The organism is Pseudoalteromonas sp. 1CM17D (assembly GCF_023161805.1).
In the GTDB taxonomy this organism is placed as follows: domain Bacteria; phylum Pseudomonadota; class Gammaproteobacteria; order Enterobacterales; family Alteromonadaceae; genus Pseudoalteromonas; species Pseudoalteromonas atlantica.
The window spans coordinates 62,381-75,165 of sequence record NZ_JALNTP010000013.1 but is presented as its reverse complement, the minus strand read 5'-3'; the positions used below and the strand labels follow the sequence as shown (position 1 = coordinate 75,165).

At 37.7% G+C, this 12,785-nt stretch carries 6 protein-coding genes; all 6 read left to right on the top strand.

What is annotated here, in order from left to right:
* The first annotated feature begins 11 nt into the window (after positions 1-11).
* The 6 genes from MSC25_RS18255 to MSC25_RS18230 all read left to right on the top strand — a co-directional run bounded on the left by MSC25_RS18255 (position 12) and on the right by MSC25_RS18230 (position 12,259).
* Positions 12-3,713, top strand: a complete 3,702-nt coding sequence (locus MSC25_RS18255) for a glycosyltransferase family 1 protein (RefSeq protein ID WP_248444194.1) — start codon at positions 12-14, stop codon at positions 3,711-3,713.
* 76 nt (positions 3,714-3,789) lie between these two features.
* A complete protein-coding gene (locus MSC25_RS18250) occupies positions 3,790-5,208 on the top strand; it encodes a phosphomannomutase (protein WP_348983540.1) in 1,419 nt (472 codons plus the stop codon).
* 44 nt (positions 5,209-5,252) lie between these two features.
* Positions 5,253-8,003 (top strand): glycosyltransferase, encoded by a 2,751-nt coding sequence (locus tag MSC25_RS18245; RefSeq protein ID WP_248444193.1) that lies wholly within the window; start codon positions 5,253-5,255, stop codon positions 8,001-8,003.
* Positions 8,004-8,071: 68 nt separating this feature from the next.
* Positions 8,072-8,806: a sulfotransferase family 2 domain-containing protein gene (locus tag MSC25_RS18240; RefSeq protein ID WP_138579915.1), complete on the top strand. Its 735-nt coding sequence runs from the start codon at positions 8,072-8,074 to the stop codon at positions 8,804-8,806.
* A complete protein-coding gene (locus MSC25_RS18235) occupies positions 8,799-10,805 on the top strand; it encodes a WcbI family polysaccharide biosynthesis putative acetyltransferase (RefSeq protein WP_138579916.1) in 2,007 nt (668 codons plus the stop codon). Before MSC25_RS18240 ends, MSC25_RS18235 begins: the two co-directional genes overlap by 8 nt.
* Before the next feature lie 1,085 nt (positions 10,806-11,890).
* Positions 11,891-12,259, top strand: a complete 369-nt coding sequence (locus MSC25_RS18230) for a GxxExxY protein (RefSeq protein WP_154945810.1) — start codon at positions 11,891-11,893, stop codon at positions 12,257-12,259.
* Positions 12,260-12,785: the final 526 nt, after the last annotated feature.

Sequence of the window (12,785 nt, the reverse complement as noted above, 5' to 3'; positions counted from 1 at the left end):
AGGAAGATAAAATGAAAATTTGGGTGGATGGACAATGTTTTCAAACAAAAAGTAACGCTCTGGAAATAGGGCGTTATGTTGTTCAATTTATAAAGATGTTATCTGATCAAGATCTTGAAATTATTGTCTCATTAAATGGCAGCATGCAACAAGAAGCAGTATCTGCACGTCATTATTTAAAACAAAGAATTCCAAATGCAGTAGTTAAGCTATGGTATGGGTCAGTCTCTCAGCCAGAGAAAACGACAACGTATAGTCTTGAAAGGGTATTAGATGAAAAAATATTATCGTCACATATTAATTCAATAAAGCCTGACATTGCATTATCTGCAAATCCTTTTGAAGGAGTAGAGGATCAATCATCTCCATTTATTAAAGTTAAAGATTTAGCTGGTATTAAAACGGCTTGTATTTTTTATGATGCTATTCCTTATCGCTTTTCAGAGATTTATTTACAAGACTTGAATACTAAAAAGTCTTACTTGCGTAGATTAGATGAGCTTGAATATTTTGATACGGTACTTTGTCCCTCTGATTTTACCAAAACTGAATACGTTAATATTTTTAATAAAACTAATTGTGCGGTAATCCCGGCAGGTATATCAAATGAGTTTAATCATTTGGTTAATAAGTGGGTATACGATGAGCGCTCTATAGGCGCATTATTGGACCGTTACGTCTTATATTCAGGTAAGTTAGACTGGCATAAAAATGTACCCAGTTTAGTGCAGAGCATGGCTAATTTATCGACATGCCAAACAGGTGAATTAAAGCTGGTATTAGTGGGTGACTTTAGCGATGAATATATTGAGCCTTTAAAAGCTATATTCGATGAGCATGCAATACCGCACACTAGCTTAGTTACTACTGGGTATATGTCAGATAAAGAGCGAATTGATTTGTATAAAAATGCGCTTGTTGCAGTACAGCCTTCACGCATGGAAGGGTTTAGTACTGAGTCTTTAGAAGCAATGGCGTGTGGTACCCCTTTTATATCTGCATCTGGTAGTGCTGTAGAAGAGGTCGTACAAAATGAGTTGCAAATGTTTGAACCTGACTCTGTCAGTAGCCTTACTCAATTACTCGAAAAGTTGATAACAGACGATACATTTAGAAATGAAATAGTTGAACATGGTTACTTGCGTTTAAAAGAGTTTTCGTGGGAAAAAACAGCCGCTATTACTATGCGTGAATTTGAAGCGCTGGTTAAACATAAAATTGAGCCAAGTGTTCAATCAGATCCTCAGCTAACTGTAGTTGAAGATGCCCCTCGTTTAATTATGGATGTAACATCAACTACTCAGAGCTCTCACTTATCAGGTATACAACGTGTTATGCATAATATATCGGGTGCGATGCTAACTCAAAATGCACTCTCAAGTACTGAAGTTATATTAAGCTACAGCCAAAATACTAAAGATTGGTATCAGTTACCGGTCTTAAGTAAAATGCAAGTTCAGTTAAACCCTTCAAATAGAATTACGTATAATACAAGGGATTCATACTTGCTGTTAGACCGTTCTTGGGAGTTTGTTGAAGGACAAAGGCAAAGGTTAACCGATGTATTAGCTATGGGGCAGGAGGTTATACACGGAGTCCATGATCTTGGTCCTTTAGTTATGCCAGCTATGACAAGTGAAAATATACCAAGGCTTTTTCGTAACTGGATTGAGTTTATTCTTGGTTATTCAACGGGAATTATTTGTGTTTCTAAGTCTGTTGCAGACGAGTTATATCAACTTATTGAAGATATAAAATTACCTCGTCCGATGAAAATTGGCTACTTTAGACTCGGTGCCGATTTTGCCAATATAGAGCCAGACGCAACTGAGCTTGAGTTTACTAAAACCCGCCCCACCTTTTTAATGGTAGGCACTATAGAGCCACGTAAAGGGCAATATTATGCTTTAAAAGCATTTGAGCAGCTTTGGGATCGGGGCGTAGATGTTAATTTAATTATTATTGGTAAAGCGGGTTGGAATACTAAAATGCTCCAAGTTACGCTTGAAAATCATCCTGAAAAAAACAAGCGATTATTTTGGCGAGAAGATGTGTCGGATGCTGGCTTAGCTGCCGCTTATGATGAAGCCGATGTACTTATTATGACCTCCTATCTTGAAGGGTTTGGTTTACCTGTTGTTGAAGCCGGGCGTACAAGTTGTCCGGTTATTTTGGCTGATTTACCTGTGTTTCATGAAGTGAGCGAAGGCGCTCCTAAGGTAAGCTACTTTAAGTCAGGTTCTGTAAGCAGTTTAACTGAAACGGTTGAAAACTTTGTTAACGAAGAGCTAAACGTTGATTATGCAAGTGTTGAGGTTAATTGGCCAACATGGGATGAAAGCGCGCTTGAACTAAAAGATGTGGTGCTTAACAATAATTGGTATAAGCATTACGAACCAGAGCAGGTACAACCCAAAGTTAAGTTTAGTGATATTGGTAAAGTAACAATAGATCACGCATTGACTGAAAACGAAACTCAACATACGTTAACAATTATTGAAGGTCCGTTTTTATCTGACGACGGTAGCCATTTACACATAGCTGTAGCGGTTAAAAACGAAAGTGACATGTTATGGTCAAGTAATATTAATACGCCAGGCGGTCGGGGGGTTAATTTAAGTTACCACCTTTACGATAAAGACGGCAAGAGCATTGCTTATGATAACCCTCGTACGCAAATTCCGTTTGTATTACCGCCAGGTCAAGAGGTTATAATGCCAATCAAAATTGATTCTGATTACTTAACAAAAGGTGCGTATTCTGCTGGTATTGAGCTGGTTCAAGAAGGTGTAAGGTGGTTTGGCAATGAGGTTTTAATTAATTTACAAAAACCAAGCGTAGAAAGTATGCCTGCGAAGCTTATTGTTGATGATAAGTTTTTTAGCGTTAAAGAACCTGAGCTTATCTTTTTTAGAGGGCCGTTTAGTAATAACGTTGAAACAGGAAAATACTTTATATTTTCAGTCATAAATTGCGATAATAGTATACTTCGCTATGCAGATAATAATGCGAGTAACTTTAATTACTCATTTATTGACGAAGACGGTAACGAGCAGCATAAAGGTATTTGGGCTGTTAATAATTTTGACGAAATTGAAGGGTATAACTCGGGTTATATTTCACTGTTTGCCAGTGCAAAAGCGCTTGAGAGCAGTGAGTCAATAATTATTACCTATAAAAATGTTGTATGGACCTTTAATTTAAAAGAGCAGACAGTTAGTAAAGTAATTACAGAAGACAACAAAAGTACTTTTGATCACAAGTGGTTAAATGATTTTGATGAAGCAACAGCACAAAATGATGATATTGCAATTTCATTTGACACTGATTCAAGTATTTCTTTACGAGGCTTTAATCAGTTAGAGGGAACTCATGTATGGATGAGTGAGCTATCAAGTGAGATAGACCTTACTACAGAACTGCCAACTCGCGCCTTTATAAAGAAAATAAGAGTGGTGTGTTCGCCTTATCATGAGTTAGCAGAACCTGTAGAATTGAGCCTACTGATAGGTGACCGATTAGTTAGTAAAAAGCAATTGTCACGTGATTTTATGGAATATATTTTTGAGCTTGATGTTGATGACAATAAATTCTTAATTAAAAATGACTTTAGAGTTAAGTTTTTGACCTCGCAAGTTGTAAAAGAAAGCGGCGGTCAGAGAAATCTTTCAATATGCTTTGCTAAGCTATCGTTAAATATTTTAACGGCATAATTATTAATTTTTCTGTTGATAAGGATCGAGTTTCTCGATCCTTTTTATATATGAAACTCATCTTTAAGGTTTAATAGTGTTAAATACAAAAGAAGTTATTTTAAAAAGTGGTATTTCTTTTGGTACCAGTGGTGCCCGTGGGTTAGTTACTGACTTTACACCAGAGGTTTGCGCGGCTTTTACATGTGCTTTTGTGTCCTCTATAAAAAAGCAATTTGGCTTTGATACCTTGGCACTAGCAATTGATAACCGCCCTAGTAGTTATGCAATGGCTATGGCATGTGCACAGGTACTGCGCCAGTTAAATATTGAAGTGATTTACTACGGCGTTATACCTACGCCTGCGTTAGCTGCCGCAGCAATGGCTAACAATATCCCTTGTATTATGGTTACGGGCAGCCATATTCCGTTTGATAGAAACGGGCTAAAATTTTACCGTCCAGATGGCGAGATTGGTAAAAACGACGAGCAACTTATTTTAACCTCAAACGCTACTTTTGAGCCAGCTACGCAATTAGATGAGCTAACGGTGAGTACTTTAGCGGCTGAGCAGTATGTGGCGCGATATACGTCGTTATTTAATGAGCAGGTGCTTGCGGGTAAAAATATAGGTATTTATGAGCATTCAAGTGCAGGTAGAGATTTATACGCTGATATTTTTACTTCGCTTGGTGCTGAAGTAACTAGGCTTGAACGTTCAGACATATTCGTGCCTATAGATACTGAGGCAGTAAGTGAAGAAGACAGTTTAAAAGCACGCAATTGGGCTAACGAATATAACTTCGACTTTATTTTTTCGACCGATGGTGATGGTGATAGACCGTTAGTGGCTGATGAGAATGGCGATTGGTTACGCGGGGATATTTTAGGTTTGCTATGTGCTCAATTACTCAATATTGAGGCCTTGGCTGTTCCGGTTAGTTGTAATACCGCGATTGAAAAGTCAAACTACTTTAAACAAGTGACACGCACAAAAATAGGCTCGCCTTATGTTATCGCTGAGTTTGAGCACCTGAATGGCCAATATGACAGCGTCGCGGGTTTTGAAGCAAATGGAGGCTTTTTATTAGGCTCCGATATTGTATTTAATGGAGCCCCTTTATCAGCCTTACCTACACGTGATGCGATTCTCCCTGCAATAATTTTGCTTACAGGGGCTAAAAATACGACTATTTCGAGCATGGTAGCTAATTTGCCGGCACGCTTTACAGCAAGCGATAGAATTAAAGAGTTTCCTACACAGCGTAGCCAATCAATTATAGAAACAAATAAAACAAGCCCTGATGCTCTATTAAATAAGTTAGCGCTGGGGCATTTAATCGTTAAAAGCATTGATTGCACCGATGGGCTTCGCCTTACGTTGACAAATAACGATATAATTCATTTACGCCCATCGGGTAATGCGCCAGAGCTTCGTTGCTACGCTGAATCAAATACAGAGCAAGTGGCACGTGCATATGTTGAGCAAGTGCTTGAAAAAATACAATTAGTTTAATTTTAATTAAGCACTTATAGCGAATAGAATTGGGATAACTGGGTATGTCAGAAGATAAAAATTCAGAAAGCGGTATTGATAATAGTAATTTGATTGGTTCAATAGACACTATTGAAGCTGGTATGGTTTATGGCTGGGCATTTAATAAAGAATTAGATGCGCCGGTGGCTGTGAAAGTTATTGCTGAAGATCGCGTTCTTGGTACCGGTATCGCGAATGAGTTTAGAGAAGACTTAGCGGATGCACATATTGGTAATGGGGCTCATGGCTTTAAGATTGATTTAGTAGAGCTTCCGGTTAATGATGGTCGTGAAGTTACTTATACACTTGTAGAAGCTGATACGTATGCACCTATAGGGAATGCATTATTTAAACGAAAGCAATTAGAGCAGGTATGGAACGTTAAAGTAATTGGGGTACAACATGGTCATGTTGCATTGCATGTAGGTAGCGACAAGCCTATAGGCAATAAAACCTTTTTACTTTTTTATAATAATCAACAAGTTTCAACAAAAGCTATTAGTAGTGATAAAACAACTTTAGAGGTAAACTTACCTTTGCCGCACTTGCTAAGTGATGGTAACTCTCACTTGATTAGTATTGGTATAGTCGGTTGCCCGTATATTGTCGCATCGGGCATTATAGACACACTAGCAATAAAAACACCGTGGCAATATTTAAAAGAAAGTGCGAGTAAGCCGGGGTTTTTATCCTTATCGAGTCAATCTGACAAGCGTTATGAATCTCTTGCGTTTCACTTGCAAGACCTAACCGAAAGTAACTCGTATTTTAATTTAAACGATTTAAATACAGTGCATAAGCTTTTAACCGAAGGGTATGAAAAAAGAAGCGTGTTCCCAACCTTCAATCTACCTAAGTTTAATAATCCTAAAGTATCAATAATTATACCAGCATATAATCAGTTTGCTTTAACTTACCACTGTATTGCATCGATAGCTCTCGCTTATAATAAAACCTCTTATGAGGTGATTTTAGCTGATGACTGCTCTACAGACAAAACGGCTGATGCAGGTAATATTATTGGTAATTTAGTGGTGTCTCGGCATACGGAAAATTTGCGCTTCTTACGCAATTGTAATGAAGCTTCAAAAATGGCTAAAGGTGAGTTTATAGTATTTTTAAATAACGATACTGAAGTTACCTCATTTTGGTTAGATGAGCTTGTAAATAAGCATAACAGTGATCCCAAAATAGGTATGACGGGCTCTAAATTGTTAAATTTAGATGGCTCAATCCAAGAGGCTGGCGGTATAGTTTGGAATAATGGTGTGCCATGGAATGTAGGGCGTAATTCAAACCCTTTAACACCTGAATATAATTACGCGCGTGAGGTAGATTATCTTACGGGTGCCTCTATGTGTATTCGCCGCTCTGTTTGGGAAGAGGTTGGGGCGTTTAGTGAGGAATTGGTACCATGCTATTATGAAGATACCGATCTAGCATTTAAAGTTAGGGATGCTGGTTACAAAACGGTCTACGTGCCACACTCTGAGGTTGTGCACTTTGAAGGGCAAAGTCATGGCACAGATGTAACTAAAGGATTAAAACGCTACCAAATAGTGAACGAAAGCACATTTCGTGAAAAGTGGTTTAAAACATTTAAATACAATGGAAAAATGAGCGTAGATAATTTACGTTTTGAAAAAGACCGCAATATTGAGCAGCGCATTCTTGTTATTGATTATGCTTCTCCTATGCCAAATAAAGACGCTGGTAGTTATGCAGCTATTCAAGAAATCAAGTTAATTCAGTCGTTAGGGTTTAAGGTAACTTTTGTACCAGCTAATTTAGCCCATTTTGGAAAGTATACTGTTGATCTTCAGCGTATGGGAGTAGAAGTCCTTTATGCTCCTTTTTATCATAGTGTAAATCACGTTCTAGAAACGCGTCTTGATGAGTTTAGTGCTGTCTACATTACACGTTATCATATTGCAAAAGATTATGTCGATTACATTCATAATAACTCTGACGCTAAAGTTATATTCAACAATGCTGACCTTCACTTTTTAAGGGAGCTTCGCGCTGCGCTTAAGCCGGGTGCAGCACCAGAACTACTCGAAGTAGCTAAAACTACACGTACAGATGAGCTTGCTGTTTGTGATAAGGTAGATGCAATTTTATGTTATAACGCTACAGAACACGCAGTAATAACTAGTCATATATTAGAAGCTGAAAAATTACATATTACACCTTGGGTTTTAGAACAAAAAGATCCCGCGCCCGATTTTAAATCTAGAGACGGGATAGCTTTTTTAGGTGGTTTTAATCATACCCCAAATATTGAAGCAGTTGAGTATTTAGCAAATGAAATAATGCCGCTATTGTTTGAGCAGCGCCCAGATATAACTTTGTATGTTTATGGCAGTAATATTCCTAAAAAGTTTGAAGAGTATAATACTGATAATATAAAAATATCAGGGTTTGCTGAAACACTTGATGGTGTTTACCATGACCACCGAATCTTTGTAGCACCATTATTATCTGGAGCAGGTATTAAAGGGAAAGTACTCGAAGCTATGGCTTATGGTACACCAACAGTGCTCACTGAAGTAGCGGCTGAAGGAACTGGCTTATCCCATGAAATAAGTACACTTATAGCTCAAGAGCCTCAAGAGTGGGTAGATGCAATAATAAAACTCTATGATGATAAAAAATTATGGACTAAGTTTGCTGAGAATGAGCAAACTATTGTTAGAACGAAATACTCTTTTGAGCATGGTCATAAGGCGTTTAAAAAGATTTTTGCAAGCGTTGGCGTATATTCAAGTAATTAAATTTTTAATATTATATCTGCAAATTGGTGTTTAGCACTGGTTTGTAGATGCAGGCTATTGGAAAAAAAATGAAAACAATCATTTTGCATTATCATCTCTTTAAAAACGCGGGTACATCGTTAGACGCTGCATTTAAAGAGAACTTTTCAGAAAAATCAGGTGAGTGGGTTACTAAAGAATTCCCCGGTAATCCTGCTAAAAACCGTGCGGAATTAAAGCAGTGGATAATTGATAATCCTCAAGCAAGATGCTTCTCGTCTCATACAGCTTTTTTTCCCGTTCCACAAATTGAGGGAGTCAAAATCATCCCCGTTGTGTTTGTACGTCATCCTATTGACCGCATGGCATCGGCTTACTCTTTTGAAAAAAAACAAGGGGGCGATAGTTTTGGTCCCACTTTAGCTAGAAACACTTCAGTTGCTGGTTATATAGAAACTCGCCTGTCAATGCAAACAGATAGACAATGCCGTGACTTTCATGCTAATAGGTTTGCTACTATGTTTGGCGAACAGCAAGGAGATGAGTCAACTAGGGCAAAAATGGCTGTGGATGCTTTACCTTTTATTGGCGTAGTTGAAAAGTATTCGCAATCTTTAGAGTGTTTAGAAACGCTACTTGAATCACATGGTTTTACAGGCATAAAGCTAAAACCAGTAGAACGAAATGTGTCTCGAAGTGTTAAAAAAACTTTACCAGAAAAGCTAGAAGAAATTAGAGAGCAGTTTTCTGAAGAATCATTCAACAGTCTACTCGAAGCAAATAAAACCGATTTAGAGATTTGGAAAACATTATATAATGGCTAAGAAAAAAGTTGTTGTTATTGCAAACTGCCAGGCTCGAGCGATAGACTCTATACTAAACGAATTGAGCGATGATATTGAAGTTACCAAGGTCGGTATAGTTCATATATTAAAAAGTCATCAAGAGGAAGAGTTTGTCTCTTACTTCGAAGAAGCGGATTTTATCATTGCTCAAATCGTCCATCATTCTTATCCATGTGAATTTGTTCGAACTGATAATCTTCGGTCAAAATACGGAGATAAAGTTGTAAGTATTGTGAACCTCTATTACACAGGTGATACCCCCTATTTAAGTAATTTACCGAAACAATATAGGTTAAGCGAAGCTCCTTTCAGTGATTATCATTTTAAAGTTGTATTCGATAGCTGGTTTAAAGGTGAAAGTGTTAGTGAGGCTACTAGTGCGTTAAAAACACAATATTTATCTAAAGATAATTCAGTATCATCCAGTTCTATTGAGGAGCTTAAATTAAGAGAAAAATACGCAGATATTAAAATTAGTGATTTTTTTCAGCATAAACGAACTAAAAGAGGTTTTCATACCTTTAATCACCCTACGAATGATGTTTTAGTCGAATACTGCACTCGCATACTTGATTATTTAGAGGTTGACTACAATAGAAACATTACTATTAAGGGGGAGTTCCTAGATCAAACAGTACCTTTTATTGAATCTGATAAGCATAAAACCGTTAACAACGGAGTCGAATACTATTATACGACTTTAGAGTTGGTTAGTTTGTTTTTTTATTTTTACAACTCGCTAGAAGGTATTGCAGTAGGGAAAATTTATGTTCCTAAAGTAATTGTTCAATACTGGGACGGCGAAAGTATACCACCCGAAATTGCTCGTCTAATGGACTCTTGGAAAGAGCATAATCCCGATTTTACATATCAGATTTATGATTATAAAGCGGCGTATAGCTTCATACAAAAAAATTATGGTGTAGTAGGGGCTAAAGTATTTGCTAAAGCTAAACTTCCGGCAATGCAATCAGATATTTTTAGAGTAGCTTACTGTCTTAAAGAGGGTGGAGTATACGTTGATGCTGCTACAAAATGCTTTTCCTCTATAGATTCTTTAATCGATAATGACTGTAGCCTCACGGTTCTAAGAAAATGGCATGGGGGGATATGGAATGGGTTTATCGCAGCCCTACCTGAAGATGAGTTACTTGCTGATATTTGGAGAAGTATTGTAAGCAATGTATCTCAAGAAAAGTTTAATAATGTATCGCAAGCAACAGGTCCTACTTTGTTTAGTGAGTTTTGTAAGGGTGATAATGTTTGTATTATTCCCCAAATAGAAGCCAAGCCTACCTTTGATTTGATTAATGATTTAAGCCATAAGGGTGATACACATTGGTCAAAGGTTCAAAAAAGTCAGTCAATTTACAATACCACTAAATTAGACAATAAAACGCATATGAATGACTCTGATAAAGTATTAAATTACCTTCAATCACTTCAAGATGAAGTTAAAGACTACATGCTTCAAGATTTGCCTCGCTGGATAGAAATTAAAAATTATAAAGAAAAACGTGCATTCCAATATTTCTGGGAAAATAGGCAGGAATTCAGAAGCTTAATCAGATATAGAGCTATGACTGCTCAAGAAAAGTTTAAGCTAACTACTAATATTGTTCAGCAAATATTGAAATTAGTAGGTAATAAGCCCACTCTATTTGTCGGTAACTTGTATCTTTCTTGTAAGCAAATTGGCCCTGGCTTGTATATCGAACATGGCTTCTCAACTGTGGTTTTTGCAAAAAGTATCGGTAAGAACTTCTGGCTGAATCAAAACGTAACAGTTGGAACAGGTAAAGGGGGTCACCCTACTATCGGTGATAACGTTCGAATTGGGGCAAATTCAGTTGTTATTGGTGGCATAAAAGTTAACGATAGAGTAAAAGTTGGTGCTGGCGCAGTTCTAAACTTTGAAGTACCTGAAGGGAGTACAGTGGTTGCACAAAAACCTAGGGTTATTCCTGATATTTTATAAAATACGGCATGATAGCAGCTTGTTTTAATTGCTGTACTAGAAGTCTAATTTTTAGCCTCTATTAAACAATAAAGTTGTGCGATAGGAGGGGACTAGAAATTAATTAGTTTGGTGAGTTGCAAATAATCATAGGTATGCCGGTGATTTTAAAACCTGCTCTACGCGGCGATTTTTGCCTGTTTTGGTCTATGCCGTTCATAGCCCGGCGCTAAAGGACCAGCGCCTAAAGGCTGTAATCGGATTGAGTCTATTTGGTACTTATTGACAAGCTGTTTTACTACCTCCACAGCACGGCGTACTGATAAGTAAGGCTTTGCTAAAGGGTCAGCAACGAGACCTGTAAAGTCAGACAACAAGAAACTCAAAAAGAAATTAAACAGCTTCAAAAGAGCTTAATCGTAAAGATAAAGCTTTAGCAGAAACAGCCTCTTTACTTGTACTCAAAAAAAAGCAGATGCGCTTTGGGAGTATGAGTATGTCTAGGGAGTATAAACGTATGAAGTACTTGACAGGCGTTTGGCGTTAGGGAGTTTATCTATAACTAAGTTGGTTGCACTCGTTATTATAGGTGTGGCTAAAAATAAGCCCGATAACAGCATGAGTGCAGAGTACTGTTTTTTTGCATTATTCTCTTCCTTAAAAATATTTTTAAATAAAAACTATGTTATTTATTGGTACAAGTAAAGGGGTGTATATTTTATATGAGGCTAACTTACTGCCGCATATACTAATAATTGCTTGGTGTAGTGCGAAGCACTTCTGTGCCCTCGATGGTAAGAATGGTTTGGTTTTAGTCTAAAGAGATTAAACGATTCTTATCACCACAGAGAACACGGAGAAGTAAAGGAGAAGAGCCAATTACTGCTCGGTGAAGCGCGCAGCGCCTCTGTGGCCTCGGTGGTAGGCTTGTCTTGGGTTAGGTTTATAAAGTGATTAAGAGATTGTTATCACCACAGAGGATAAAGAGAAGTTAAGGAGAAGAGCCAATTACTGCTCGGTGTAGCGCGCAGCGCTTCGGTCTCCTCGGTGGTAAATAAAAGGCTTATAATTATTTAAGTGCTAAATAAATTTAAGGATTACTATTTATGGAAGATTTGGTGACTCAAACCGTTATTGGTTGCGCTATTGAAGTGCATAAAACCCTTGGTCCTGGTTTGTTAGAGTCTAGTTATGAAAGTTGCTTACTTTATGAGTTACAAGAAGCTGGCTTATTACCTCTTAATCAAGTTGCATTACCAATTAGTTACAAAAGTATAAATATAGATGCAGGGTATAGGCTAGATATACTAATACCTGACAAATTGATTATTGAATTAAAAGCCGTTGATAAGCTGCAGCCTATTCATTCAGCTCAGCTTATAACTTACTTAAAGTTAACAGGTATAAAAACAGGCCTATTGATTAATTTTAATCAAGTCCGTTTACTTGATGGGCTGAAACGTATTAGCGTGTAAAGTACGCCGGCTCAGTCGGTAAGCTAGGAGAAGATCGAATATAACTTCTCAGTACAGTCCTCGGTGGTAGATTTGCTTTAGATCAAAGACCTAAAGTAACTGTTATCACCACAGAGGACACGGAGAAGTGAATGAGAAGAGCTAATAACTGCGCAGCGCATCGGTGGTAGGTTTTTTTTGGGGAAGTGATTAAGAGATTATTATCACCACAGAGGGCAAGGAGAAGTGAAGGAGAAAAGCTAATAACTGCTCGGTGAAGTGCGCAGCGCCTCTGTGCCCTCGGTGGTAGATTTTTTGGGCTAAGTTTATAAAGTGATTAAGAGATTATTATCACCACAGAGGACACGGAGAAGTGAAGGAGAAGATCTAATAGCTTCTCTGTGTAGCGCGCAGCGCCTCTGTGCTCTCGGTGGTAGAAATGGTTTGAGTTAAGTGCGTAAGTAATTAAAAGATTATTATCACCACAGAGGACACGGAGAAGTGAAGGAGAAGATCTAATAGCTTCTCTGTGTAGCGCGCAGCGCCT

Excerpts from the sequence above, each read along its gene's own strand:
- MSC25_RS18255 (WP_248444194.1), top strand. The coding sequence starts at position 12 with ATGAAAATTTGGGTGGATGGACAATGTTTTCAAACAAAAAGTAACGCT.
- MSC25_RS18245 (WP_248444193.1), top strand. The coding sequence starts at position 5,253 with ATGTCAGAAGATAAAAATTCAGAAAGCGGTATTGATAATAGTAATTTG.
- MSC25_RS18240 (WP_138579915.1), top strand. The coding sequence starts at position 8,072 with ATGAAAACAATCATTTTGCATTATCATCTCTTTAAAAACGCGGGTACA.
- MSC25_RS18235 (WP_138579916.1), top strand. The coding sequence starts at position 8,799 with ATGGCTAAGAAAAAAGTTGTTGTTATTGCAAACTGCCAGGCTCGAGCG.
- MSC25_RS18230 (WP_154945810.1), top strand. The coding sequence starts at position 11,891 with ATGGAAGATTTGGTGACTCAAACCGTTATTGGTTGCGCTATTGAAGTG.